We start from the raw sequence: 24,353 nt of genomic DNA on the forward strand, positions 1-24,353 counted from the left end.
CGCGCGGCCCGCTCAGGCGGCCACCGCCGGGGCCGCCGGGGCGGGGCGGCGGATGACCATCGCCATCAGGGCCGCCACCGCGCACAGGCCGCCCGCCGCGTACCAGACGAGGTCGTAGGAGCCGAAGGCGTCGCGCGCCACCCCGCCCAGGAAGGCGACGAGCGCGGCGCCCACCTGGTGGGAGGCCAGGACCCAGCCGAAGACGATCGCGCTGTCCTGCCCGTAGTGCTCGCGGCACAGGGCGATGGTCGGCGGGACGGTCGCGACCCAGTCCAGCCCGTAGAAGACGATGAAGAACAGCATCGGCGGGTGCACCGACGGGGCCAGCAGCATCGGCAGGAACAGCAGGGACACCCCGCGCAGGGCGTAGTACACGGCCAGCAGGCGGCGGGCCGCGAAGCGGTCGGTGAACCAGCCCGAGGCGATGGTGCCGAGCACGTCGAACACGCCGACCACGGCGAGCAGTCCGGCCGCCGCCGTCATCGGCATGCCGTGGTCGTGGGCCGCGGGCACGAAGTGGGTTTTGACCAGGCCGTTGGTGGAGGCGCCGCAGATCGCGAAGGTGCCCGCCAGCAGCCAGAACGGTCCGGTGCGGGCCGCCTTGAACAGCACGGTCAACGCCCGCCGCGCCGCGCCCGGCACCGGCGCGGGCTTGTCCGCGTACACGCCTCCGTACGGGGCGAGTCCGAGGTCGGCCGGGTGGTCGCGCAGCAGCAGCCATACGAAGGGGACGACGGCCAGGGCCGCCAGGGAGACGGTCACGGCCGCCGGGCGCCAGCCGTGGTGTTCCACCAGCCAGGACAGCAGGGGCAGGAAGACCAGCTGCCCGGAGGCGCCGGCGGCGGTCAGGACGCCGGTGACCAGCCCGCGCCGGGCGGTGAACCAGCGGTTGGTCACCGTCGCCGCGAAGGCCAGGGCCATGGAGCCGCTGCCCAGGCCGACGAGGACGCCCCAGTACAGCACCAGTTGCCAGGGCGCCGTCATCCACACGGTGGCCACCGAGCCGCCGGCTATGACGGTCAGGGCCAGCGCGACGACCCTGCGGATGCCGAAACGGTCCATCAGCGCGGCGGCGAAGGGGGCGGTGAGCCCGTACAGCGCGAGGTTGACGGAGACGGCGAGGCCGATCGTGCCGCGCGACCAGTCGAACTCCGTGTGCAGCGGCTCGATGAGCAGGCCGGGCAGGGAGGCGAAGGCGGCGGCGCCAATGATCGTCACGAAGGCGACGGCCGCCGCGAACCAGGCCCGGTGGACCCGGCCGGGCGGGCGGGGGGGCCGCCGCGCGGAGGTGGGTGCGGGCGGGGGAGCGGGGGCTGCGTTCGGGGCTGTCTGCGTCACCCCGACAGCTTCCGGCCGGACGGGCCCGGTACGACAGTGGCCTGACCGACACCCTTCGATATGATCGGGCCATGGCCCCTCACCGCGTCGCCGTCCTCGCGCTCACCGGGCTGCTGCCCTTCGAGCTCGGCATCCCGCACCGGATCTTCGGCCGCGCCAAGGGCCCCGCCGGAGCGCGGCTGTACGAGATCCGCACCTGCGCCCTGGCCCCCGGGCCGGTGCGCACGGACGCCGATTTCGCGGTCGACGTCGAGCACGGCCCCGAACTGCTGGCCACCGCCGACACGGTGGTGGTGCCCGCCTCGCACGAGCTGGGGCCGGTGTACCGGGAGGGCCGGCTGACCGACGGGCTCGCCGCCGCCCTCGCCCACATCCGGCCCGGCACCCGGCTCGTGTCCATCTGCACGGGCGGGTACGTGCTGGCCGCCGCCGGGTTCCTGGACGGCCGGCGCGCCACCACCCACTGGGCGCACGCCGAGCACTTCCAGCGGCTCTTCCCGGCCGTACGGGTGGACGCGGACGTGCTCTACACCGACGACGGGGACGTGCTGACCTCGGCCGGGGTCGCGGCCGGCATCGACCTGTGCCTGCACATCGTGCGCCGCGACCACGGCGCGGCCGTCGCCAACGACGTGGCGCGGCGGACCGTCGTACCGCCGCACCGGGACGGCGGGCAGGCCCAGTACGTCGACCGGCCGGTGCCGCGGCCGCAGGAGGCCAGCACCACGGCGGCGCGCGCCTGGGTGCTGGACCGGCTGCACGAGCCGGTGCGGCTGGTGGACCTGGCCCGGCAGGAGGCCATGTCGGTACGGACCTTTACGCGCCGCTTCCGCGAGGAGTCGGGGGTCAGCCCCGGGGAGTGGATCACCGCCCAGCGGGTCGAACGGGCCCGGCGGCTGCTGGAGCGGACCGAGCTGCCGATGGAGGCGGTGGCGCGGGAGACGGGCTTCGGGACGGCGCAGTCGCTGCGCAAACATGTCCAGGCGGCGCTCGGGGTGAGCCCGACGGCCTACCGGCGCACCTTCCGGGCGGCGGGACCGGCCACGGCGCCACCTCCTGATGGGCCATCAGTCGCTGCCGCCCCCGTGCCTTGACTTCTCCCGGCGCCCGCTCGTGAATGGCCCCGGTCGGGGCGACGGAACGCGGGGGGCGGGCAGTGCGAAGAGGCGCGCGCAGCAGGGGATTCCGGGCGGCCGTCGGCATGGCGGTGCTCGCGGCCGCGAGCGGGGGCGCGCTGAGCGGGCCGGCCGCCGCCGACGCGCACACGCCGCCGGGCCAGGTGGAGTTCCCCACCCACTGCCTGCCGCCCCAGGAGGCCGGAATGCCGCCCGCCGACGGCGCCGGCGCGGCCCGGATCAGCGTCGACGACCCGGACCCGCGGGTGGGTGACACCGTCACCGTCACCTACCGGGTGGCCCGGACCCCCGCCGTGAACCCGCTGACCTCGCCGCTGCCCGCCGACGTCCTCACCCCGGTCGGCCGGGTCGTGCTCGGCGGCGCGCAGAGCGGTGCGGTCACCGTGGTCGGGGTCCCGCGCAACGCGCCCGTACCGGTGGGGGCCGCCCTGCCCGAGGTCACCATGACCGGCACCTTCACCGTCACCGCCGCGGGCCCGGTCACCCTCGCCCCCGGCGGCTACACCCTGCACACCGGGCACCCGCTCGACCTGGTCACCGTCTGCGAGGTCACCGGCGCACCCGTCGCCCAGCGCCTCACCGCCACCCCGCTGCCCACCGCCAACCTGCGCCGCGTCCGGCTCACCACCGGTTACGGGGCACCGGGCGCCCGGGTCCCGGTCACCACGGCGGGCTTCGCCCCGGGCACCGCCGTGACCGTGGCCGGCCGCGCGGGCGCCGCCGAGACGGCCGACCGGGCGACCGGCACCGCCGACGCGCGCGGGGAGGCCACCGTCGAACTGCCCGTCACGGACCGGGCCACCACCGCGGTGGTGGCGTACGAGGGCCCGGCCTGGTCGCGGGAGCGCGGCTCCGGCCCGGCCGCGTACACGGTGGTCGAGCCGGCCGCACCGGCGCCGGGCACCCAGCGGCTGACGGCCACCGTTGAGCCGGGCCCCCTGGCCATGACCCAGGCGGGGGAGGCGGTGACCCTCGGCGCGGTCCCGTACGGGGACGGCGGCGCGGCCCCGGGCCGCATCGGCACCGTCACCGTCAAGGACGCCCGGGGCGGCCCGGCGGGGTGGACCCTCACCGGCCGGGTCACCGACTTCGCGGGCCCCGGCGGCCTGCGCCTCCCGCCGGGGCCCTGTCCTGGACGCCCTCCTGCACCGCCGCGCCGGGCAGCCCGAGCCCCTGTACGGCGGGCAGCGCGGGCCCGGTCGGCGCGGACGGGGCGGTCCTGGCCTCCGCCCCCGACGCCCCGGTGACCGGGGGAACCTTCACCGTCGACGCCACGGTCGCGCTCCGGATCCCCGCCTACACCCCGCCGGGGGCGTACGCGGCGGTGCTGACGCTGACCCTGTCGTGAGGCGGGGCCGCGGCCTGACCCGGGCGGGCGCCGTGCCCCGGCGCCCCGGCGCGCGGGCCCGCCGCCTCGTGGCCGCCCTCTGCGCCGTCCTCGCGGGGGCGTTCGGGCTCGGCCTGTCCGCGCTGCCCGGGACCGCCGGAGCGGCCGCCGCCGCCGACAACGGGCAGTGGTCCGTGCTGCCCGCCGCCACTGCCGTCGGACAGCGCCCGTACTTCTACCTCGCCGCCGCGCCCGGCGCGAGCGTCCGCGACACCGTCACCGTCGCCAACCGCACCGGCCGGCCGCGCGTCTTCCGGCTCTACGCCGCCGACGCCTACACCACCGCCCGCGACGGCGGCTTCGCGCTGTGCGGCCCCGATGAGCCGCGGCTGGCGCCCGCCGCGTGGGTACGGCTCGACGTGGAGCGGGTCACCGTGCCGCCCGGGGGCTCGGTGGACGTCGGCTTCGGCCTCACCGTCCCCGACCGGGCCGCACCCGGCGACCACCCCGGCGCCATCGTCGCCCTGGAGGAGGACGCCCCGGCCGACGCGGGCGCGCCCGGCATCGGGATCCGGCAGGCGGTCGGCGCCCGGCTGTACCTGCGGGTCGCCGGGCCCACCGCGGCCGCCCTCGCCGTGGAGGACGTACGGGTCGCCGCCGCGGGCCGGGGCGCGGAGGTCTCGTACACCCTGCGCAACCTCGGCAACGTCACCGTGCGCCCCCGCGCCGCGCTCACCGCCACCGGAGCCTTCGGACGCCCCCTGTCCCGCCGCCCGCCGGCCGGGCCGCCGGCCGAGCTGCCGCCCGGCGGGCAGGTGCGCCTCTCCCTCCGCTGGGCGGACCCGCCGGCGCTGGAGTGGGCCCGCGTCACGGTGCGGGCCGAAGCCTCCGGAGTCACCGCCGAGGGCGCCGCCGACCATGCCGCGCACCCCCTCCTCGTCACCGTTCTGGCGTCCGCGACGGCCCTCGCGGCGGTGGCCTGGTCGGCGCTGGGAGCGGCATCGGGGAGAATGGCCCGTATGAGCGATCGTTCCCCCGAGCCCACCGCCCCGCACCGCGCGGGCTTCGCCTGTTTCGTCGGCCGCCCCAACGCGGGCAAGTCGACCCTGACCAACGCGCTCGTGGGCACCAAGGTCGCGATCACCTCGAACCGGCCGCAGACCACCCGCCACACGGTCCGCGGCATCGTGCACCGCCCCGACGCCCAGCTGGTGCTGGTCGACACCCCCGGCCTGCACAAGCCGCGCACCCTGCTCGGTGAGCGGCTGAACGACATCGTGCGGACCACCTGGGCCGAGGTCGACGTCATCGGTTTCTGCCTGCCCGCCGACCAGAAGCTCGGCCCCGGCGACAAGTTCATCGCCAAGGAGCTCGCGGGGATCAAGAAGACCCCCAAGATCGCCATCATCACCAAGACGGACCTGGTCGAGTCCAAGGTGGTGGGTGAGCAGCTCATCGCCGTGCACCGGCTCGCCGAGGAGCTCGGCTTCGAGTGGGCCGAGATCGTCCCCGTCTCGGCGGTCGGCGACAGCCAGGTCCAGCTGCTGGCCGACCTGATCGCCCCGCTGCTGCCGGAGAGCCCCCCGCTGTACCCGGAGGGCGACCTCACCGACGAGCCCGAGATGGTCATGGTCGCGGAGCTGATCCGCGAGGCCGCGCTGGAGGGCGTGCGCGACGAGCTGCCGCACTCCATCGCCGTCGTGGTCGAGGAGATGATCCCGCGCGAGAACCGGCCCGCCGACCGGCCGCTGCTCGACATCCACGCCAACGTGTACATCGAGCGCCCCAGCCAGAAGGGCATCATCATCGGCCCCAAGGGCTCGCGCCTGAAGGAGGTCGGGATGAAGTCGCGCAAGCACATCGAGGCGCTGCTCGGCACCCCGGTCTTCCTCGACCTGCACGTGAAGGTCGCCAAGGACTGGCAGCGCGACCCCAAGCAGCTGCGCAAGCTGGGCTTCTAGACCCACCCCCTGTGCGCCGGCCACGTCAGCCGGCGCACCGGTCGGTCACCTCAGCCGGCGCACCGGTCGGCTACTTGAGCCGGCGTACCACCACCGCGTTGTCCGTACGGGTCCCGGGCGTGCCGTCGGGCATGTTCTGGGCCCGTTCGTATTCCGCGGCCACCAGCACCTCCCAGTTCCCCTCGGGCAGCTCCAGCTCCGCCACGACCTGCTCCGGGGTGGGGAAGCGCACCGCGCGCTGGAGGTCGTCCAGGGCGGAGGTGTCCTGCCAGGGCGCCCAGCCCGCGTGGCCGGCCACCAGCAGCACCCCGCCGGGGGCCACGGCGGCGGCGGCCGTGCGCAGGATCCGCTCGCGCGGGAACTCCCCGAAGGTGTGCAGGAAGCAGGAGGAGACCAGGTCGAACTCCCCGGCGGGGAACGAGTCGGCCAGGTCGTGCCGCTCCCACTCCACCCGGTCGCCGACCCCCGCCTCGACGGCGTGCGCGGCCGCCCGCTCCAGAGCCACCCCGGAGATGTCGGTCCCGGTCACCCGCCAGCCGCGCCGGGCCAGCCAGATCGAGTCGCCGCCCTCGCCGCAGCCGAGGTCCAGGGCCCGGCCGGGGGCCAGGCCGGAGACCTCGCGGACCAGGACGGCGTTGGGGGAGCCGCTCCAGACCCGCTCCCGGTAGCGGTCGTCCCAGAAGGACCGCCCTTCCCACGCGCTCCCGTTGTTCTCCTGCTGCTCGTGCTCGGCCACGGGGCCTCCTCGGTGGTGCCGGTACGGACGCCGCCGATGCTGCGGCCGCCCGCGGGGCCCCGGCAAACATCGTTGCCGCTCCGGCAACAGCGCGCTCAGGCCGGCGGCTCCGCGCTCAGGCCGGGGCGCCGCCGTCAGGCCGGCGGTTCCGCGATCAGGGCCGTCCCCACGCGGCGGAACCCGGCGCGGCCGTAGATCCGGGCCACGTCCTCGTCGCCGGCCGACAGGAACACCGTCCGCGCGCCCCGCTCCCGGGCGTGCGCGACCAGGGCGGCCGTCACCGCGAGGGCGAGCCCCTGGCGCCGGGCGGCGGGCAGCGTGCCCACGGCCACGACCTCGGCGACCTCGCCGACCGGGTTGTACTGGCCGGAGCAGAGCACCACCCCGTCCCGTACGGCCGCCGCCATGCCGGTGCGGCCGTCCGCGAGCATCGCCGAGACGCGGGCCGCGCGGGCCCCGCTCTCCGGGTCCGCCAGCGCCGCCGTCAGTTCGGCGGTCCCGGCCTCGCCCAGGGCGGTCCCCGGCGCGGCGAAGGCCAGGGCGGGCACCGTCACCGCCGCCGCCAGCAGCGGGTCGCCCGCGCCGAGTATCCGTACGTCCGGATGCGGCGGGAGCGGTGCGCGGCCGGCGTCCAGCACCATCAGCGGGTGCGCGTGGACGTGCAGTCCCGCCGCCTCCACCGCGGTCCGCAGCGAGGGGCTGGTTTCGGCCACCCATTCGAAGGACGTGGGCACGTTCAGTTCCCGCTGCCGCTCCAGCACCTTCCGTACGTCGTCGGCCCCGGCCTCCGGGCCGCCGAGCGCGGGCCGCGCGTAGTACGGCCAGCCCTCCCCCTCCTGGACGAAGAGCGTCAGCGGGCCGAAGTCCTCGGCCCGCGCGCCGCCCGCGCGCGGGACGGTGTCGTAGTACTGCTCCAGGGTGGCCAAGATCGTTTCAGTCATCCGGCCATCCAAGCAGGACCGCCCGGCGCCGGGCACCCGGTTTCCCGGGGCCGCCGCCGCGTTCAGGCGCCTTCCTTCAGCATCCGCGTGATCAGGCTCCGCTGGGCGTCCGACAGGTGCGGGTCCCGGCAGGTCACCGTCCGCCCGTCCACCGTGATCCGGTACGAGAACCCGTCCCGGACCCCGTCCGAGGCCCGGGCGGCCGCCGGGTCGGCCCGCAGGGCCAGCAGGGCCAGGGCCCGCCACTCGTCCTCGTCGGCCCGGCCCGAGGTGTCCACCTCGGCCCGGCGCTCGATCCCCGCGAAACCGCCCGTCCGCACCACTTCGATCCGCATGCGGCCTTCCTACCCCGCAGCGGCCGGTTACCCCAAGCCCACCGTGGCCCAGGCCTTCTGCAGCGCCCGGTGCTCGGCGCCGCCGTCCCCGTACCGGGCCACGGCCGCCGCCACCGTGAGCCGGGCGAAGTCGGCGAAGTCCGCCCGCGCCGCCAGCTGCCCGCCGGTCAGGGTGTCGTACCAGATCTGCCCGGCCCGCTCCCAGGCCTTGCCGCCCAGCTCGCTCGCCGCGATGTAGAAGGCGTGGTTGGGGATCCCGGAGTTGATGTGGACGCCGCCGTTGTCGCGCGAGGTGGTGACGTAGCCGTCCATCGTGGCCGGCTGCGGGTCCTTGCCGAGCTCGTCGTCGTCGTACGCCGTCCCCGGCGCCTTCATCGAGCGCAGGGCCACCCCGCTGACGTTCGGTCCCAGCAGTCCGGCGCCGATCAGCCAGTCCGCCTGGTCGGCGCTCTGGCCGAGCGAGTACTGCTTGATGAGGGAGCCGAACACATCGGACAGGGACTCGTTGAGGGCGCCCGACTGGCCGTGGTAGTCGAGGTTCGCCGTGTACTGGGTGACCCCGTGGGTCAGCTCGTGGCCGATGACGTCTACGGAGACGGTGAAGTCGAGGAACAGGTCCCCGTCCCCGTCGCCGAAGACCATCTGCTGCCCGTCCCAGAAGGCGTTGTCGTAGTCCTGGCCGTAGTGCACGCTCGCGTCCAGGGCCAGCCCGGAGCCGTCGATCGACTGCCGTCCGTACGCCTTCAGGAAGAGCTCGTACGTGGCGCCGAGCCCGGCGTACGCGCGGTTCGCGCTGGCGTCGCCCACCGCCTCGTCGCCCTCCCCGCGCACCTTCGTCCCCGGCAGCCGGGTGCGGTGCTGGGCGTCGTAGACCGTCCGCCGCGGGCCCTCCCCGCCGGGTGCGTCGGCCTCGGCCGGGGTGATCCCGCGGACGGCGCTGATCCGCCGCCGGGTGCGCAGGGAGGCGTCCAGTTCGAGGGTCCGCTGCGCGGCGTCGGCGCGGGCGGTGTCCGCGGAGCGGGCGGCCCGGTCGAGGAGGTGTGGCGGGACGACGGTGCAGAAGACGGGGTGGGCGGGGGTGTGGCCGGGGGAGAGGGAGGCATCCATGTCCGGCAATGTGGCAGTGGGTGATGCCGGTGTCACTAGCCGCAACCATGATTCATTCGACTGTCTGAAAGGGAGCATGGTGCGTTGACGGATCGACCGGACCCCGGCTGAGAATAGAGACCTAGCTCACAAAAGCGGCAAATCGGACGTGACGGTCTTGCATACTGAAACACGTCCTCGCGATACGGGGCGGCTCGGTTAGGCTCGGTCCATCATGCGTTTCGGGCTGCTTCTCCTTAGCTGCCGCGGCGAGGGTCTGTAGTCGTAGGCCGGCCCCCTCCCCGCGGAGTTTGGTGTTGCGGTTTATACGACCGCCGTCGGCCGTCCCAGCGAACTACACGCGGACACGCGAGGAGCCCAACGCCATGAGCCAGCAGCCTTTTGTCGGTCGCCCCACGCCCATCACCAACGCGACCCACACCCAGCAGCCCTCCGGGATGCCGATCCACAAGTACGGCCGGTACGAGCAGGTGGACATCCCCGACCGCACCTGGCCGGACGCCCGCGTCACCAAGGCCCCCCGCTGGCTCTCCACCGACCTGCGCGACGGCAACCAGTCGCTGATCGACCCCATGACCCCCGCCCGCAAGCGCGAGATGTTCGACCTGCTGGTGCGGATGGGCTACAAGGAGATCGAGGTCGGCTTCCCCTCCTCCGGCGACACCGACTTCGCCTTCGTACGCTCCATCATCGAAGAGGGCGCGATCCCGGACGACGTCACCATCTCCGTACTGACCCAGGCCCGCGAGGACCTGATCGAGCGGACCGTGGAGTCCCTGGTCGGCGCCAAGCGCGCCACCGTCCACCTGTACAACGCCACCGCCCCGACCTTCCGCCGCGTGGTCTTCCGTGGCTCGAAGGAGCAGATCAAGCAGATCGCCGTCGACGGCACCCGGCTGGTCATGGAGTACGCCGAGAAGCTGCTGGGCCCCGAGACCGTCTTCGGCTACCAGTACAGCCCGGAGATCTTCACCGACACCGAGCTGGACTTCGCCCTGGAGGTCTGCGAGGCCGTCTGCGACGTCTGGCAGCCGGGCGAGGGCCGCGAGATCATCCTGAACCTGCCCGCCACCGTGGAGCGCTCCACGCCCTCCACCCACGCGGACCGCTTCGAGTGGATGGCCCGCCACCTGACCCGCCGCGAGCACATCTGCATCTCCGTGCACCCCCACAACGACCGCGGCACCGCCGTCGCCGCCGCCGAGCTGGCCCTGATGGCCGGCGCGGACCGGATCGAGGGTTGCCTGTTCGGGCAGGGCGAGCGCACCGGCAACGTCGACCTGATCACGCTGGGCATGAACCTGTTCTCGCAGGGCATCGACCCGCAGATCGACTTCTCGCAGATCGACGAGATCCGTCGTACCAGCGAGTACTGCAACCAGATGGAGGTCCACCCGCGCCACCCCTACGCGGGCGACCTGGTCTACACCGCCTTCTCCGGCTCCCACCAGGACGCCATCAAGAAGGGCTTCGACGCCATGGAGGCCGACGCGGCCGCCCGCGGCAAGACGGTCGACGACATCGAGTGGGCGGTCCCGTACCTGCCGATCGACCCGAAGGACGTCGGCCGCTCCTACGAGGCCGTCATCCGGGTCAACTCGCAGTCCGGCAAGGGCGGCATCGCCTACGTCCTGAAGAACGACCACAAGCTGGACCTGCCGCGCCGCATGCAGATCGAGTTCTCGCGGATCATCCAGGCCAAGACCGACGCCGAGGGCGGCGAGGTCACGCCGAAGGCGATCTGGGACATCTTCTCGGACGAGTACCTGCCCAACCCGGCCAACGCCGCGGCTCAGTGGGGCCGCATCCAGCTGCGCTCCGGCTCGACCACCACCGACAAGGACGGCACGGACACGCTGACCGTCGAGGCGGTCGTGGACGGCGTGGAGACGGTCCTGAGCGGCACCGGCAACGGCCCGATCTCGGCCTTCTTCGACGCGCTGGCCGGCATCGGCGTCGACGCCCGTCTGCTGGACTACAGCGAGCACACGATGAGCGAGGGCGCCTCCGCCGTGGCCGCCTCGTACATCGAGTGCGCGATCGACGGCCGCGTCCTGTGGGGCATCGGCATCGACGCCAACACCACCCGCGCCTCCCTGAAGGCGGTCATCTCCGCCGTCAACCGTGCGGGTCGCTGAGTCCGTACGCGTACCCCGTCCCCGCGGCAGCGCGGGGGCGGGGTACGCCGTCCCCGGGGGGCCGGGCACCGGGGGTTCTACGGGGTTCTGCGGCGGTCTGTCGGGGGCGCAACTCGGCCAACTGCGCGCCCTCGTCCGAGGTTGTCTTGTCACACGACTGACGCGGCCTCACCGATGTGGCTAACATCACGCCAACCCGGCGATGTTGCCGGAAGGTTACGGAGGTGCGACGTGCTGCCAGTTCGGGGTGGGGACGGCCGGAAGCTGACGGCCTGGGGCATCCGTACCACCTGGAGCACCGTCGGCGACGGGGAGTTCTTCTGCCCCGGCTGCGGCGGTGACCGCAACTACCGCAGGCGGACCGGACGCCGGCGCTTCACCGTGCTGGGCGTCCCGCTGCTGCCGCGCGGCGACGCCGGGCCGGTCGTGGAGTGCCAGGCCTGCCGCCTGTGCTTCGACACCGACGTACTGGACCACCTGACCACCACCCGCTTCTCGGCGCTCCTGCGCGACGCCGCGCACACGGTGGCGCTGGCCGTGCTGGCCGCGGGCGGGACCGCCTCGCGCAGCGCCCTGGAGGCCGCCGTGACGGCCGTCCGGACCGCCGGGTTCCAGGACTGCACCGAGGAGCAGCTGGAGTCCCTGGTGGAGTCCCTGGCCACCGACGAGGGCCGGCTCGGGCTGTACGACGGGCCCGAGTGCTGCGGGGCTGCGCTGTCGATCGAGCTCCACGAGGCGCTGGAACCACTGGCTCCGCACCTGGCCGGACCGGGCCGCGCCTCGATCCTGCTCCAGGGCGCGCGCATCGCCCTCGCCGATGGCCCCTACACCCCGGCCGAGCGCGAGGTACTGGCCACCGTCGGCGCGGCGCTGCGCATGGGCTCGGACGAGGTGACCCGGCTGCTGTCGGCGGTGCGGGCGCCCTAGCGGCTCCCTGGGCGCAGGCGTCCCCGCGCGGGTCCCCGTACAGGAGACAATGGGCGCATGAGTCTGTTCCGCGACGACGGCATCGTGCTGCGCACCCAGAAGCTGGGTGAGGCGGACCGCATCATCACGCTGCTCACCCGCGGTCACGGACGCGTACGGGCCGTCGCGCGCGGGGTGCGGCGCACGAAGTCCAAGTTCGGCGCCGGGCTGGAACCTTTCTCCCACGTCGACGTGCAGTTCTTCGCCCGGGGCAGCGAGCTGATCGGCCGCAGCCTGCCGCTGTGCACGCAGACCGAGATCATCGCCCCCTACGGCAACGGCATCGTCACCGACTACGCCCGCTACACCTCCGGCACCGCGATGCTGGAGACCGCCGAGCGCTTCACCGAGAACGAGGGCGAGCCCTCCGTACAGCAGTACCTGCTGCTCGTCGGGGCCCTGCGCACCCTCGCCCGCGGCGAACACGAACCGCACCTCATCCTCGACGCGTTCCTGCTGCGCTCCCTCGCCGTCAACGGCTACGCGCCCAGCTTCGAGGACTGCGCGAAATGCGGGATCCACGGCCCCAACCGGCACTTCTCGGTCGCCGCGGGCGGGGTCGTGTGCGGGGACTGCCGCGTGCCCGGCTCCGTCGTACCCTCGTCGGAGGCGATCGCCCTCCTCAGCGCGCTGTTGACGGGCGACTGGAAGCACGCGGACGCCTGCGCGGCGCGCCACGTGCGGGAGGGCAGCGGGCTGGTCTCGGCCTATTTGCACTGGCATCTGGAGCGCGGGCTACGCTCCTTGCGATACGTCGAGAAATAGGAGCTGGGCACATGGCACGACGCGGGATTCTGGGACGTTCTCGCCGCGAGTACAAGGTTCCCGAGCCGCACCCCTCCGGTGCGCGCCCGCCGAAGATCCCCGGTGAGCTGGTCCCGAACCACGTCGCCGTCGTCATGGACGGCAACGGCCGCTGGGCCAAGGAGCGCGGGCTGCCGCGCACCGAGGGCCACAAGGTCGGCGAGGGCGTCGTGCTGGACGTGCTCAAGGGCTGCCTGGAGATGGGCGTCAAGAACCTGTCCCTGTACGCCTTCTCGACGGAGAACTGGAAGCGCTCGCCCGACGAGGTCCGCTTCCTGATGAACTTCAACCGCGACGTGATCCGCCGCCGCCGCGACGAGATGAACGAGCTGGGCATCCGGATCCGCTGGGTCGGCCGCATGCCGAAGATGTGGAAGTCGGTGGTCCAGGAGCTCCAGGTGGCCCAGGAGCAGACCGTCGACAACGACGCGATGACCCTGTACTTCTGCGTGAACTACGGCGGCCGCGCGGAGATCGCGGACGCGGCGCAGGCCATCGCGCGGGACGTGGCGGCCGGGCGGCTGGACCCCGCCAAGGTCAACGAGAAGACCTTCGCGAAGTACATGTACTACCCGGACATGCCGGACGTGGACCTCTTCCTGCGCCCCAGCGGCGAGCAGCGCACCTCCAACTACCTGCTCTGGCAGAGCGCGTACGCGGAGATGGTCTACCAGGACGTGCTGTGGCCCGACTTCGACCGCCGCGACCTGTGGCGGGCCTGCCTGGAGTACGCCCAGCGCGACCGCCGCTTCGGCGGCGCGGTCCCGAACCAGTCCGAGACCACCACGGCCTGACCGGCGTCGCGCGCCGCCCGGCGGTCCGTTAACGCCTCGACCGGGTAGGCGGAGCCGCATAGGCTGATCCGTCATGGACATGCAGGGGGGAAGCGTCGAGCTGGTGTACCGGCTCACGCCGCAGGACATGGCGTACGGGCTGGACGCGCGCGCCCGCGCCACGCGGGCGGGGCGCCGGGCGCGGCGGCTGCTCGTCGTGATCGGGGTGTTGCTGCCGCTGAGCGGGGTGCTGGACCTCTGGAAGGGGGAGCGGCCCGTGACCGGGGCCGTCATGGTGGTCCTGGGCGTCCTCGCCTGGGTGCTGCGGGTCTACGGGACCCGGCTCACCGCGCGGAGCTTCAAGGGTCTGCTCGCCAAGGCGGGGGAGACCCGCACCACCGTGGGCGAGGCCGGGATCCGGCTGGTCGCGGCCGACACGGATACCCGGATCGGCTGGCGGCTACAGCCCCGCTACGTCGAGACGGAGCACGTCTTCGTGATGCTGAGCGACGACGACAAAGCCGTCGGGCTCACGGTCCTGCCCAAGCGGGCGGCTGCGGATCCGATCGACATCGACCGGATCCGTTCGCTTTTCGACCGGAATCTGATCCGCGTGGGTTAGCCGGCCGCCGCGCAGTCGGCGCAGGTGCCGAAGATCTCCACCGTGTGGGCCACGTTCACGTAGCCGTGTTCGGCCGCGATGGACTCGGCCCACTTCTCCACCGCGGGGCCCTCGACCTCCACCGCCTTGCCGCACTTGCGGCAGACCAGGTGGTGGTGGTGGTCCCCGGTGGAGCACCGCCGGTACACGGACTCGCCGTCGCTGGTGCGCAGCACGTCCACCTCACCGGCGTCCGCCAGGGACTGCAGCGTGCGGTAGACGGTGGTCAGGCCCACGGAGTCGCCGCGGTGCTTGAGCATGTCGTGCAGCTCCTGGGCACTGCGGAACTCGTCCACCTCGTCCAGCGCCGCCGCCACGGCGGCCCGCTGCCGGGTGGATCGCCCTCGTACTGGCGCGGTATTCATCTCGCCAGGCGCAGTCGCCACCGGTTCCTCCTCGTTTCGGCCTCGGCCCATTGTGCCAGGTGGCCGCTCCGGCTAGGCCGTCACACCGTCGCGGGTACAGACCTCCTCGGAGGCCACGGCGGCCCTCGCGCGGCGCCTGGCCAGCGGGGTGGACAGGGCCGTGGTGACCGTGAAGACCGCGATCGCGAGCAGCACGATCGTCGCTCCCGACGGCGCGTCGATGTAGTACGTGGCCGTGGTGCCCGCCAGCGAGACCACGACGCCGATCACCATGGCCAGGGTCAGGGTCGCGGTGAACCCGCGGGTGACGCGCTGGGCCGCGGCGACGGGGATCACCATCATGGCGCTCACCAGCAGCAGGCCGACGATGCGCATCGCGACGGTGACGGTGACGGCGGCGGTGACGGCCATCAGCAGGTTCAGCGCGCGCACCGGCAGGCCGGTGACCCGGGCGAACTCCTCGTCCTGGCTGATCGCGAACAGCTGACGGCGCAGCCCCAGGGTGACGGCGACGACGAAGACGGCGAGGACGACCACGGCCGTGATGTCCTCGGCGGAGACCGTGGTGATCGAACCGAAGAGGTAGCTGCTCAGGTTGGCGGTGGAGCCGCCCGGCGACAGGTTGATGATCATCACGCCGCCGGCGAGGCCGCCGTAGAAGAGCATGGCGAGCGCGATGTCCCCGCTGGTCCTGCCCCGGGAGCGGATCAGCTCCATGCCGACCGCGCCGATCACGGCGACCAGGGTGGCCATCCAGACCGGGCTGGTGTTGAGGAGGAAGCCGAGCGCGACGCCGGTCATGGCCACGTGCCCGATGCCGTCGCCCATGACGGCCTGGCGGCGCTGGACGAGGTAGGTGCCGATCGCCGGAGCGGTCAGACCCACCAGCAGGGCCGCGAGCAGGGCCCGCTGCATGAAGGCGTAGTCGAGGATCTCCATCAGGTCAGCAGTCCCGTCCGCAGGGGTTCGGCGTCGTGCGCCGCGTGGGGGTGTACGTGGTCGTGGCCGGGCAGGGCGTGCTGGCCGACGGCCTCCGGGGGCGGGCCGTCGTGCGTGACGCAGCCATCGCGCAGGACGACGGCCCGGTCGATCAGCGGCTCCAGCGGGCCCAGCTCGTGCAGGACGAGCAGGACGGTCGTGCCGGCGGCCACCTGCTGGCGCAGGGCGCTCGCCAGGACCCCCTGGTTGGCCAGGTCCACGCCGGCCATGGGCTCGTCCATGATCAGCAGTTCGGGTTCCACGGCGAGCGCCCGGGCTATGAGCACGCGCTGGTGCTGACCGCCGGAGAGGGCGTTGACCGAGGCGTCGGCGTACGACTCCATGTCGACCAGGGCCAGGGCGCGCTCGACGGCCGCCTTGTCCGCCTTGCGCAGGAACCCGAAGCGGGTGCGGGCCAGCCGGCCGGAGGAGACGACCTCGCGGACGGTGGCCGGGACGCCGCTGGCGGCGGTGGTGCGCTGGGGGACGTAACCGATCCGCGACCACTGGCGAAAGCGCGCGAACTCGGTGCCGAAGAGGGACAGGGAGCCGCCGGTCAGCGGGACCTGGCCGACCACGGCGCGCACGGCGGTGGACTTGCCGGAGCCGTTGGCGCCGAGCAGGGCGACGACCTCGCCGGCGCGGACGACGAGGTCGATCCCGCGCAGGACGGGGCGCGAGCCGAGCGAGGCCGTGGCCCCGCGCAGGGATATGACGCTCTGGTCGGGGTCCTGGTCCTCGTGCGGGGTGGTCTGCATGGCGGGCGCCTCCGTTGCTGCCATTACTTGCTCCCGAGTGCCTTCTGGAGGTTCTTCAGGTTGGACCGCATGACCTCGAAGTAGTCAGCGCCCTGGGACTTGTCCGTGACGCCTTCGAGGGGGTCGAGGACGTCCGTCTTCAGACCGGTGTCCCGGGCGAGGCTCTTGGCCGTCTTGTCGCTGGCCAGGGTCTCGAAGAAGACGGTGGAGACATTGTCCTGCTTCGCGACGGCCTGGAGCTCCTTCATGCGGGCCGGGCTGGGTTCGGCCTCGGGGTCGACGCCGGAGATGCCCTCCTGGTCGAGGCCGTAGCGCTCCGCGAGGTAGCCGAAGGCGGAGTGGGTGGTGATGAAGGTCTTGGTGGCGGTGTTCTTCAGGCCGTCCTTGAACTCGGTGTCCAGGGCGCCCAGCTTCGCCAGCAGCTCGTCGGTGTTCTTGCGGTAGTCCGCCGCGTGGTCGGGGTCGGCCTTCGCCAGGGCGCCGCCGAGCCCCTTGGCGATCTCCGCGTACTTGACGGGGTCGAGCCACACGTGGGGGTCCGCGCCGCCCTCGTCGTGGCTGTGACCCGCTTCTTCGCCCTCGGCGGCGTGGTCGTGCCCGGCGTGGTCGTCGTGGCCGGAGGCGCCGTGCGTCTCCAGCGCGGTGAGGGTGGCGGCGTCGACGACGTGCTTCACGCCGGACTGGGCAACGGCCTTGTCGACGGCGGGCTGGAGGCCCTTGAGGTAGAGCACCACGTCGGACTCGGAGAGCCGGCCGGTCTGCTTCGGGGTGATCTCCAGGTCGTGCGGTTCGACGCCCGGCTTGGTGAGGCTGTCGACGGCGACGTGGTCCTTGCCGATCTGCTCGGCGAGGAACTGCATCGGGTAGAACGACGCCGTCACGGCGAGCTTGCCGTCCTTGGCTGCCTTGCCGTCCTTGTCGCCGTCGGAGGCCGTTCCGGAGCAGGCGGTGAGGGCCGTCGCGGCGAGGGCGACGGCACCGGCGAGGGCGGCGCTGGGTATGAGGCGTCGTACGTTCATGACATCCATTTTCATCAAAAGTGGAAACGATTGTCAAAAACCCAGGTGGGCGGCCCGCCGGGCATCATGGAAGGGGTCCCCCGATTTGATAGGGGGGGTGTGGGCGCCGGTAACCTGAAGACTTCGCCGTTCGTCCTCGTAATGAAGAGAGCACCGTGGCCGCCGACAAGATCGAAACCATCGTCAGCCTGAGCAAGCGCCGTGGCTTCGTTTTCCCGTGCAGTGAGATCTACGGCGGCACCAGGGCTGCCTGGGACTACGGCCCGCTCGGCGTCGAGCTCAAGGAGAACATCAAGCGCCAGTGGTGGAAGGCGATGGTCACCGGGCGTGAGGACGTCGTCGGCCTCGACTCCTCCGTGATCCTGGCCCCCGAGGTGTGGGTGGCCTCCGGCCACGTCGCCACCTTCTCCGACCCGCTCACCGAGTGCACCTCCTGCCACAAGCGCCAGCGCGCCGACCACTTGGAAGAGGCGTACGAGGCCAAGCACGGCCGCCCGCCCGCCAACGGTCTCGCCGACGTCAACTGCCCCAACTGCGGTGTGAAGGGCCAGTTCACCGAGCCCAAGCAGTTCTCCGGCATGCTGGAGACCCACCTCGGCCCGACCCAGGACACCGGCTCGAAGGCGTACCTGCGCCCCGAGACCGCCCAGGGCATCTTCACCAACTTCGCCCAGGTGCAGACCACCTCGCGCAAGAAGCCCCCGTTCGGCATCGCGCAGATGGGCAAGTCCTTCCGCAACGAGATCACGCCGGGCAACTTCATCTTCCGCACGCGCGAGTTCGAGCAGATGGAGATGGAGTTCTTCGTCAAGCCGGGCGAGGACGAGCAGTGGCAGGAGTACTGGATGGCCGAGCGGTGGAACTGGTACCGCGACCTCGGCATCCGCGAGGAGAACATCCGCTGGTACGAGCACCCGAAGGAGAAGCTGTCCCACTACTCGAAGCGCACCGCCGACATCGAGTACCGCTTCAACTTCGGCGGCAGCGAGTTCTCCGAGCTGGAGGGCGTCGCCAACCGCACGGACTTCGACCTCAAGGCGCACTCCGCGGCCTCCGGCCAGGACCTGGTCTACTTCGACCAGGAGGCCGGTGAGCGCTACACCCCGTACGTCATCGAGCCGGCGGCCGGTGTGAACCGCGCGATGCTCGCCTTCATGCTCGACGCGTACAACGAGGACGAGGCCCCGAACGCCAAGGGCGTCATGGAGAAGCGCACCGTGATGCGCCTCGACCCGCGGCTGGCCCCGATCAAGGTCGCCGTCCTGCCGCTGTCCCGCAACGCGCAGCTGTCGCCGAAGGCCAAGGGCCTCGCCGCCGACCTGCGCAAGCACTGGAACATCGAGTTCGACGACGCGGGCGCCATCGGCCGCCGCTACCGCCGCCAGGACGAGATCGGCACGCCGTTCTGCGTCACCGTCGACTTCGACACCCTGGACGACAACGCGGTGACCGTGCGCGAGCGCGACACCATGAAGCAGGAGCGCGTCTCCCTGGACCAGATCCAGAGCTACCTCGGCAGCCGTCTGCTCGGCTGCTAGGCCGGGACGTACGAAAGCCGGTGGCCCGGTGCGCGGATCGCGCACCGGGCCACCGGCTTTTCACCCGTTCCGCCGGGCGGCTACGCGGAGGCGGTACCGCCCCGGGCCGGCGCCTCCTCCTCCTCCCGCTGCCGGGCGGCCGCCCGGGCCTGGCCCTTGGCCTGGGACCGCTTCCCGTAACGGATGGTCCACAGGACCAGGCCGCCCAGGAAGCCGTAGATCAGGACGGGGCTCACGATCACCATCGTGGACGTGGGCAGTACGAGGGCCAGGACCAGGCGCAGCGAGGCTTCGACCAGATAGGCCACGCCCCAGACGACGGTCATCCGGCGCATCACCGTGCGGAAGTCCGGGTACTGCCAGAGGCTGTTGAAGGCGTCCACACCCTCCTTGCTGCCGTCCGTGCCGAACTTGCGGCCGAAGTAGAACATCAGCGGCCGCGGCGCGAGCAGGGTGGCGAGGCAGAGGGCGCCGAACAGCCCGGTCACGGCCGAGTCCTTGACCAGCAGGGTCCGGGCCGAGTGGGTGCCGATGAGGGTGACGAGTGCGGTGATCACCAGGAACACCAGCGTGACGACCGCGAACTCGTCGAGCTTGCGGCGCCAGGCCACGCTGACGACGCTTTCGAGCACCGGCCAGACACCGCTGACCAGGAGCGCCGAGAACTCGCTCCAATGACGGTGGTCGGTGAGGTAGTTGTACGTGAGGATCGGGGCGACCACGTTGAGCCCGATGGTGAGGATCCAGCCGAGGGCGGTGGCCGCGCCCGAGCGGGAGGGAGTGGCAGGTTGTGCGATGTCGCCGGACAAGGGTCCCCCTGGTTGGTGCATGAACATGCGGTAGGGCGACCGTAGGGACACCACACCGGCGTGTACAAGTCACACCAGCCAAAATGATCACCAAGCTGTCCGGACGGGCGGCTTACGACCCATTCCGGGTCAGGCGCGCAGACCCCGGATGATCAGCGCGGTGACCGCCTCGAACTCCGTGACGATCGTGGGGGAAAGCCAGTCCGCCGCGTACTGCGGGTCGTGGAAGCGCCCGGTGGCGTCGAAGACGGCGCGGGCGGCGGCCGGGACATCGGGCGCGTCCAGCGTGCCCTCGGCGACGCCTTCGCCGATGATCCGGGTCAGCTGGTCGATGAGCTGGGTCAGATGGGCGTCGACCACCCCGCTGTTCTCGGCGAGCAGCACGCTGTACGTGGCGAACAGCTCCGGATCCGCTCCGGCCTTGCGGCGCTTGGCGGCGAAGAGCGCCTCCAGCCAGGACTCCAGCTTGGAGGGGGCCGCCTGCGCGGGGGCCGAGGCGATGCCCTCCAGCATGTCCTCGCTCTTGGCCAGCCAGCGCTCCGTGACGGCCTCGCGCAGCGCCGCCTTGGACGGGAAGTGCCGGTAGACGCTGCCGTGGCTGACGCCCAGCGCCCGCGCGACGTCCACCACGGTCGCCTTGCCGGGGCCGAAGCGGCGCAGCACTTCCTCGGTGGTTTCGAGGATGCGCTCGGGGGTCAGGGGCTCGGCAGCAGCGGGGGACATGGGTACGACCGTACCGCCCGCTCAGTGCTCGCTGTCGAGGTGGGCCATCTGGGCCGCCGGGTAGCGCTCGCCGGCCGCCGCCCCGGCCGGGACCGCCTCCTCGATGGCGGCCAGATCGGCCTCCGTCAGCTCCACCGGGATGGCACCCAGTGCCTCGGTCAGCCGGTCCCGGCGCCGGGCGCCCACCAGCGGGACGAGGTCGACGCCCAGTCTCGGGCCCTGCGCGAGCACCCACGCGATGGCGGTCTGGGCGACGCTGACGCCTTTCTCCTCGGCGACCTTGCGCAGCGCGTCGACGAGGTCGAGGTTGCGCTGGAGGTTCTCGCCCTGGAAGCGGGGGCTCATACCGCGGAAGTCGCCGGGGGCCAGCTCGCGGTCGCGGCTGAAGTGGCCGCTGATCAGGCCGCGGGAGAGCACCCCGTACGCGGTGACGCCGATGCCGAGCTCGCGGGCGGTGGGCAGGATCTCGGCCTCGATGCCGCGCGAGATCAGGGAGTACTCGATCTGGAGGTCGGAGATCGGAGCCACCGCCGCGGCCCGGCGCAGGGTGTCGGCGCCGACCTCGGAGAGGCCGATGTGGCGGACGTGCCCGGCCTGGACGGCCTCGGCGATGGCCCCGACGGTCTCCTCGATGGGGACGTCCGGGTCCACGCGGGCGATCCGGTAGATGTCGATGTGGTCCCGGCCGAGCCGCTGGAGGGAGTAGGCCAGGAAGTTCCGGACGGCGGCCGGCCGGCCGTCGTAGCCGCTGAAGCCGCCCTCGACGGTGCGCAGGGCCCCGAACTTGACGCTGGTCAGCGCCTGCTCGCGGGCGGCGGCCGGGGCGGTGCGGAGGGCTTCGTTGACGAGCAGCTCGTTGTGGCCCATGCCGTAGAAGTCGCCGGTGTCGAGGAGCGTGTGCACACCGGCGGGGGCGGCCTCCAGGAAGGCGTGGACGGTCGCGATCGACTCGGCCCGGTCGGCCTCCCCGTAGAGCGCGGACATGCCCATGCAGCCCAGCCCCAGGGGGAAGACGGTCGGCCCCGTGGCGCCGAGCCGGCGAGGGGTCGCGCCGGTCGCGGTGGTGTTTGCGTTTCGGTTCTCGTTCTGGTTCTCATTCGTGGTCATGAAACGAGAATGGCATGACGGATGACAGATTTCAATATCTGTCACTCGATGGTGTGCGCTCCCCGGGCGGAACACGGGGAACGCGGGTGGCGCCTGGTCGCCTCAGGCCGACGGGGGAGCGGCGGTCGCGGCAGGTCCGGCGAGAGAGGGCTCCAGTTCACGAGCCGTGCGGCGGGCCGTGGCGTTGGCCCAGGGGCCGGTCGTCGCGGCGCCGACCACCAGGACGAGCAGCCCGCAGGCGGTGATGATCCACCAGGCGGGCCGGGTGGCCGCCACGAAGCTGCCGCCCCCGGCCGTTCCGGCGGCCAGCACCGCGCCGATCACCGCGACCCCGAGCGCTCCGCCGGTCTGCCGGCTGGTGGAGGCCACGGCGGCGGCGACCCCCGCCTGGGCGCGCGGCATCCCGGACACGGCCGTATTGGTGATCGGGGCGTTGACCAGGCCGAAGCCGATGCCGAAGAGCACGTACCCGGCGAACATCAGCGGCGTGGAGCCCTCCGCGGAGAACACCGCGAACAGCAGCCCGCTCGCCCCCATGGTCACCCCGGCCACCAGCAGCGGCAGCCGCGGCCCCCGGGTGGCCACCAGCCGCCCCGACACCGGCGCGCACAGGAAGGCGAAGGCCGCCATCGGCAGCATGTAGAGCCCGGCGTCCAGGGCGTCCAGCCCGCGCACGTCCTGGAGGTAGAGGGTGTTCAGGAAGAGGAAGCCGGACAGCGCGGCGAAGGCGCTCACCGCCAGCACCGTCGCCCCGCTGAAGGGCACGCTCCGGAAGAACCGCGGATCGATCAGCGGCTCCGCGCGCCGGGGCTCGTACACCAGCAGCCCCACCAGCGCGGCCAGCGCGGCGGCGGCGCAGCCGAGGGTCTGCGGGGAGGTCCAGCCCGCCGCCGGGGCCTCGATGATCCCGTACGTCACCGTGCCCAGCAGGACCATGACCAGCACCTGGCCCACCGGGTCGGACCGGCGCGGCCGCTCGGCGCGGGACTCCGGAATGAAGCGCAGGGTCAGGACGAGGGCCACGAGGCCGACGGGGAGGTTCACCCAGAAGATGGAGCGCCAGCCCACGGAGTCCACGAGCAGCCCGCCGATCAGCGGTCCGGCGGCCATGGAGACGCCCACGACCGCGCCCCAGACGCCGATGGCGCGGGCCCGTTCCTTGGGATCGGTGAAGGTGTTGGTGATGATCGACATGGCGACCGGGTTGAGCATCGAGCCGCCGACGGCCTGGATCATCCGGAAGGCGATCAGCCATTCGAGGGTGGGGGCGAGCGAACAGAGCACCGAGCCCGCCGTGAAGATCACCAGGCCCGCCGCGAAGACCCTGCGGCGGCCGATCCGGTCCGCGGTGGAGCCGGCCAGCATCAGCAGCGAGGCGAGGACCAGGGTGTAGGCGTCGATCGTCCACTGCATGCCCGCGACGGAGGCGTTCAGATCGCGGCGGATCGAGGGGAGCGCGACGTTCAGGACGGTGTTGTCGAGGCTGACGATCAGCAGGCTCATGCAGCAGATCGCCAGGACGAGCACACGCCTCCGGGGACTCATGTGATGCATATTGCCGATAGTACGACTAACTAACGAACAGGGTGTGCGCGACAATGGGGGGATGACCACGCTCCCTCCGCCTCTCGCGATCGGCCCGCACACCGTGCAGCCCCCCGTGGTGCTCGCGCCGATGGCCGGCATCACCAATGCCCCGTTCCGTACCCTCTGCCGCGAGTTCTCGGGCGGCAAGGGGCTGTTCGTCAGCGAGATGATCACGACCCGCGCACTGGTCGAGCGCAACGACAAGACCATGCAGCTGATCCACTTCGACGCGACGGAAAAGCCGCGCTCGATTCAGCTGTACGGGGTGGACCCGGTCACCGTCGGCAAGGCCGTGCGGATGATCGTCGAAGAGGACCGCGCCGACCACATCGACCTGAACTTCGGCTGCCCCGTCCCCAAGGTCACCCGCAAGGGCGGCGGCTCGGCCCTGCCCTACAAGCGCCACCTGCTGCGCGCGATCCTGCGCGAGGCCGTCGCGGGCGCCGGGGACCTGCCGGTCACCATGAAGATGCGCAAGGGCATCAACGACGAGCACCTCACCTACCTCGACGCCGGCCGGATCGCCGTCGAGGAGGGGGTCACCGCCATCGCCCTGCACGGCCGCACCACCGCCCAGCACTACGGCGGCACCGCCGACTGGGACGCCATCGCGCGCCTCAAGGAGCACGTGCCGGAGATCCCGGTGCTCGGCAACGGCGACATCTGGTGCGCCGAGGACGCGCTGCGCATGGTCCGCGAGACGGGCTGTGACGGCGTGGTCGTGGGGCGCGGCTGCCTGGGGCGGCCGTGGCTGTTCAACGACCTCGTCGCGGCCTTCGAGGGGCGCCCGGAGGACTTCCACAAGCCGACGCTGCGCGAGGTCGCGGCCACCATGCACCGGCACGCGCAGCTGCTCGGTGAGTGGATCGGGGACGAGGCGCGCGGGGTGATCGACTTCCGTAAGCACGTGGCCTGGTACCTCAAGGGCTTCGCGGTCGGATCGCAGATGCGCGGGAAGCTGGCGGTCACCTCCTCCCTGGCCGAACTGGACGCTCATCTGAGCGAGCTCGATCTGGATCAGCCCTGGCCCGACAGCGCGGACGGTCCGCGCGGCCGGACGTCCGGAAACAACCGGGTTGTCCTGCCCGAGGGCTGGTTGAAGGATCCGTACGACTGCGCCGGCGTGAGCGAGGACGCCGAGCTGGACACGTCCGGAGGCTGACAAATCGCCCTCAGCGCGGCGTGATATACGCCACGCATGGGAGAGGTTTCGCTCAGATGAGCACAGAAGTCACGGGTAAGACTT

General features: G+C 72.4%; 22 protein-coding genes and 1 pseudogene. 10 read left to right on the forward strand and 13 right to left on the reverse strand.

Annotated elements, in window-relative coordinates; all coding sequences use genetic code 11:
- Positions 1 to 12: 12 nt before the first annotated feature.
- Entirely contained in the window at positions 13 to 1,338 is a 1,326-nt protein-coding gene (locus ACZ6ZT_RS06950; protein WP_469716253.1) for an MFS transporter, read from the reverse strand.
- Positions 1,339 to 1,409: 71 nt separating this feature from the next.
- Here ACZ6ZT_RS06950 and ACZ6ZT_RS06955 point away from each other — a divergent pair, with 71 nt between their 5' ends.
- From ACZ6ZT_RS06955 to era, 3 genes and pseudogenes are all read left to right on the forward strand, one after another.
- On the forward strand, positions 1,410 to 2,432 hold the full coding sequence (locus ACZ6ZT_RS06955) for a GlxA family transcriptional regulator (protein WP_469716254.1): 1,023 nt from the start codon (positions 1,410 to 1,412) through the stop codon (positions 2,430 to 2,432).
- A gap of 107 nt (positions 2,433 to 2,539) precedes the next feature.
- A pseudogene (locus ACZ6ZT_RS06960) lies at positions 2,540 to 3,822 on the forward strand (beta-xylosidase).
- 989 nt (positions 3,823 to 4,811) lie between these two features.
- Positions 4,812 to 5,762, forward strand: a complete 951-nt coding sequence (gene era / locus ACZ6ZT_RS06965) for a GTPase Era (RefSeq protein WP_393712184.1) — start codon at positions 4,812 to 4,814, stop codon at positions 5,760 to 5,762.
- A 70-nt stretch (positions 5,763 to 5,832) separates the two neighbouring features.
- Here era and ACZ6ZT_RS06970 read toward each other — a convergent pair whose 3' ends face one another.
- The 4 genes from ACZ6ZT_RS06970 to ACZ6ZT_RS06985 all read right to left on the reverse strand — a co-directional run bounded on the left by ACZ6ZT_RS06970 (position 5,833) and on the right by ACZ6ZT_RS06985 (position 8,881).
- On the reverse strand, positions 5,833 to 6,498 hold the full coding sequence (locus ACZ6ZT_RS06970; RefSeq protein WP_469716256.1) for an SAM-dependent methyltransferase: 666 nt from the start codon (positions 6,496 to 6,498) through the stop codon (positions 5,833 to 5,835).
- Positions 6,499 to 6,632: 134 nt separating this feature from the next.
- Positions 6,633 to 7,439: a GNAT family N-acetyltransferase gene (locus ACZ6ZT_RS06975; protein WP_469716257.1), complete on the reverse strand. Its 807-nt coding sequence runs from the start codon at positions 7,437 to 7,439 to the stop codon at positions 6,633 to 6,635.
- A 62-nt stretch (positions 7,440 to 7,501) separates the two neighbouring features.
- Positions 7,502 to 7,774: a protealysin inhibitor emfourin gene (locus tag ACZ6ZT_RS06980; protein ID WP_469716258.1), complete on the reverse strand. Its 273-nt coding sequence runs from the start codon at positions 7,772 to 7,774 to the stop codon at positions 7,502 to 7,504.
- A 27-nt stretch (positions 7,775 to 7,801) separates the two neighbouring features.
- The gene (locus tag ACZ6ZT_RS06985; protein ID WP_469716260.1) at positions 7,802 to 8,881 is read right to left on the reverse strand and encodes a M4 family metallopeptidase; all 1,080 of its coding nucleotides are present in this window, start codon (positions 8,879 to 8,881) and stop codon (positions 7,802 to 7,804) included.
- A 365-nt stretch (positions 8,882 to 9,246) separates the two neighbouring features.
- Between ACZ6ZT_RS06985 and leuA the strand changes: the two genes are divergently transcribed.
- The 5 genes from leuA to ACZ6ZT_RS07010 all read left to right on the forward strand — a co-directional run bounded on the left by leuA (position 9,247) and on the right by ACZ6ZT_RS07010 (position 14,184).
- A complete protein-coding gene (leuA, locus tag ACZ6ZT_RS06990; RefSeq protein ID WP_469716261.1) occupies positions 9,247 to 11,019 on the forward strand; it encodes a 2-isopropylmalate synthase in 1,773 nt (590 codons plus the stop codon).
- A 231-nt stretch (positions 11,020 to 11,250) separates the two neighbouring features.
- On the forward strand, positions 11,251 to 11,946 hold the full coding sequence (locus ACZ6ZT_RS06995; RefSeq protein ID WP_469716263.1) for a TerB family tellurite resistance protein: 696 nt from the start codon (positions 11,251 to 11,253) through the stop codon (positions 11,944 to 11,946).
- 57 nt (positions 11,947 to 12,003) lie between these two features.
- Positions 12,004 to 12,750, forward strand: coding sequence for a DNA repair protein RecO (gene recO / locus ACZ6ZT_RS07000; RefSeq protein ID WP_469716264.1), 747 nt, complete (start codon positions 12,004 to 12,006; stop codon positions 12,748 to 12,750).
- A gap of 11 nt (positions 12,751 to 12,761) precedes the next feature.
- Positions 12,762 to 13,583, forward strand: coding sequence for an isoprenyl transferase (locus ACZ6ZT_RS07005; RefSeq protein ID WP_469716266.1), 822 nt, complete (start codon positions 12,762 to 12,764; stop codon positions 13,581 to 13,583).
- 73 nt (positions 13,584 to 13,656) lie between these two features.
- On the forward strand, positions 13,657 to 14,184 hold the full coding sequence (locus ACZ6ZT_RS07010; RefSeq protein ID WP_469716267.1) for a YcxB family protein: 528 nt from the start codon (positions 13,657 to 13,659) through the stop codon (positions 14,182 to 14,184).
- On the opposite strand, the gene ACZ6ZT_RS07015 is transcribed toward ACZ6ZT_RS07010, so the two are convergent.
- From ACZ6ZT_RS07015 to ACZ6ZT_RS07030, 4 genes are read right to left on the reverse strand one after another with little or no spacing between them, the layout of a single operon-like run.
- On the reverse strand, positions 14,181 to 14,609 hold the full coding sequence (locus ACZ6ZT_RS07015) for a Fur family transcriptional regulator (RefSeq protein WP_078626133.1): 429 nt from the start codon (positions 14,607 to 14,609) through the stop codon (positions 14,181 to 14,183). The genes ACZ6ZT_RS07010 and ACZ6ZT_RS07015 overlap by 4 nt on opposite strands.
- Before the next feature lie 51 nt (positions 14,610 to 14,660).
- Positions 14,661 to 15,527: a metal ABC transporter permease gene (locus ACZ6ZT_RS07020; protein WP_469716268.1), complete on the reverse strand. Its 867-nt coding sequence runs from the start codon at positions 15,525 to 15,527 to the stop codon at positions 14,661 to 14,663.
- The gene (locus tag ACZ6ZT_RS07025) at positions 15,527 to 16,348 is read right to left on the reverse strand and encodes a metal ABC transporter ATP-binding protein (protein WP_469716270.1); all 822 of its coding nucleotides are present in this window, start codon (positions 16,346 to 16,348) and stop codon (positions 15,527 to 15,529) included. Before ACZ6ZT_RS07025 ends, ACZ6ZT_RS07020 begins: the two co-directional genes overlap by 1 nt.
- Positions 16,348 to 17,343, reverse strand: coding sequence for a metal ABC transporter substrate-binding protein (locus ACZ6ZT_RS07030; RefSeq protein WP_469716271.1), 996 nt, complete (start codon positions 17,341 to 17,343; stop codon positions 16,348 to 16,350). The genes ACZ6ZT_RS07025 and ACZ6ZT_RS07030 overlap by 1 nt, the downstream gene beginning before the upstream one ends.
- Positions 17,344 to 17,498: 155 nt before the next feature.
- On the opposite strand from ACZ6ZT_RS07030, the gene ACZ6ZT_RS07035 reads away from it, so the two are divergent.
- Positions 17,499 to 18,881: a glycine--tRNA ligase gene (locus ACZ6ZT_RS07035; RefSeq protein ID WP_469716272.1), complete on the forward strand. Its 1,383-nt coding sequence runs from the start codon at positions 17,499 to 17,501 to the stop codon at positions 18,879 to 18,881.
- A gap of 80 nt (positions 18,882 to 18,961) precedes the next feature.
- On the opposite strand, the gene ACZ6ZT_RS07040 is transcribed toward ACZ6ZT_RS07035, so the two are convergent.
- The 4 genes from ACZ6ZT_RS07040 to ACZ6ZT_RS07055 form a co-directional block, all read right to left on the reverse strand.
- The gene (locus ACZ6ZT_RS07040) at positions 18,962 to 19,690 is read right to left on the reverse strand and encodes a VC0807 family protein (RefSeq protein ID WP_469716273.1); all 729 of its coding nucleotides are present in this window, start codon (positions 19,688 to 19,690) and stop codon (positions 18,962 to 18,964) included.
- 129 nt (positions 19,691 to 19,819) lie between these two features.
- Positions 19,820 to 20,413: a TetR/AcrR family transcriptional regulator gene (locus tag ACZ6ZT_RS07045; RefSeq protein WP_469716275.1), complete on the reverse strand. Its 594-nt coding sequence runs from the start codon at positions 20,411 to 20,413 to the stop codon at positions 19,820 to 19,822.
- 21 nt (positions 20,414 to 20,434) lie between these two features.
- Positions 20,435 to 21,520: an aldo/keto reductase gene (locus ACZ6ZT_RS07050; RefSeq protein ID WP_469716277.1), complete on the reverse strand. Its 1,086-nt coding sequence runs from the start codon at positions 21,518 to 21,520 to the stop codon at positions 20,435 to 20,437.
- A gap of 102 nt (positions 21,521 to 21,622) precedes the next feature.
- Positions 21,623 to 23,074, reverse strand: coding sequence for an MFS transporter (locus ACZ6ZT_RS07055; RefSeq protein WP_469716279.1), 1,452 nt, complete (start codon positions 23,072 to 23,074; stop codon positions 21,623 to 21,625).
- A 52-nt stretch (positions 23,075 to 23,126) separates the two neighbouring features.
- Between ACZ6ZT_RS07055 and dusB the strand changes: the two genes are divergently transcribed.
- Complete coding sequence (gene dusB / locus ACZ6ZT_RS07060; protein WP_469716280.1) at positions 23,127 to 24,269, forward strand: tRNA dihydrouridine synthase DusB; 1,143 nt, start codon at positions 23,127 to 23,129, stop codon at positions 24,267 to 24,269.
- Positions 24,270 to 24,353 lie beyond the last annotated feature (84 nt).

This window comes from Streptomyces sp. NPDC102258, assembly GCF_055584685.1.

What these genes read in the sequence shown, in the direction of transcription:
- ACZ6ZT_RS07030 (WP_469716271.1), bottom strand. Translation starts at nt 17,343, where the DNA reads ATGAACGTACGACGCCTCATACCCAGCGCCGCCCTCGCCGGTGCCGTC.
- ACZ6ZT_RS07010 (WP_469716267.1), top strand. Translation starts at nt 13,657, where the DNA reads ATGGACATGCAGGGGGGAAGCGTCGAGCTGGTGTACCGGCTCACGCCG.
- ACZ6ZT_RS06985 (WP_469716260.1), bottom strand. Translation starts at nt 8,881, where the DNA reads ATGGATGCCTCCCTCTCCCCCGGCCACACCCCCGCCCACCCCGTCTTC.
- ACZ6ZT_RS07045 (WP_469716275.1), bottom strand. Translation starts at nt 20,413, where the DNA reads ATGTCCCCCGCTGCTGCCGAGCCCCTGACCCCCGAGCGCATCCTCGAA.
- recO (WP_469716264.1), top strand. Translation starts at nt 12,004, where the DNA reads ATGAGTCTGTTCCGCGACGACGGCATCGTGCTGCGCACCCAGAAGCTG.
- dusB (WP_469716280.1), top strand. Translation starts at nt 23,127, where the DNA reads ATGACCACGCTCCCTCCGCCTCTCGCGATCGGCCCGCACACCGTGCAG.
- era (WP_393712184.1), top strand. Translation starts at nt 4,812, where the DNA reads ATGGCCCGTATGAGCGATCGTTCCCCCGAGCCCACCGCCCCGCACCGC.
- ACZ6ZT_RS07005 (WP_469716266.1), top strand. Translation starts at nt 12,762, where the DNA reads ATGGCACGACGCGGGATTCTGGGACGTTCTCGCCGCGAGTACAAGGTT.
- leuA (WP_469716261.1), top strand. Translation starts at nt 9,247, where the DNA reads ATGAGCCAGCAGCCTTTTGTCGGTCGCCCCACGCCCATCACCAACGCG.
- ACZ6ZT_RS06955 (WP_469716254.1), top strand. Translation starts at nt 1,410, where the DNA reads ATGGCCCCTCACCGCGTCGCCGTCCTCGCGCTCACCGGGCTGCTGCCC.
- ACZ6ZT_RS07055 (WP_469716279.1), bottom strand. Translation starts at nt 23,074, where the DNA reads ATGCATCACATGAGTCCCCGGAGGCGTGTGCTCGTCCTGGCGATCTGC.
- ACZ6ZT_RS06980 (WP_469716258.1), bottom strand. Translation starts at nt 7,774, where the DNA reads ATGCGGATCGAAGTGGTGCGGACGGGCGGTTTCGCGGGGATCGAGCGC.
- ACZ6ZT_RS07025 (WP_469716270.1), bottom strand. Translation starts at nt 16,348, where the DNA reads ATGGCAGCAACGGAGGCGCCCGCCATGCAGACCACCCCGCACGAGGAC.
- ACZ6ZT_RS07020 (WP_469716268.1), bottom strand. Translation starts at nt 15,527, where the DNA reads ATGGAGATCCTCGACTACGCCTTCATGCAGCGGGCCCTGCTCGCGGCC.
- ACZ6ZT_RS06975 (WP_469716257.1), bottom strand. Translation starts at nt 7,439, where the DNA reads ATGACTGAAACGATCTTGGCCACCCTGGAGCAGTACTACGACACCGTC.
- ACZ6ZT_RS07050 (WP_469716277.1), bottom strand. Translation starts at nt 21,520, where the DNA reads ATGACCACGAATGAGAACCAGAACGAGAACCGAAACGCAAACACCACC.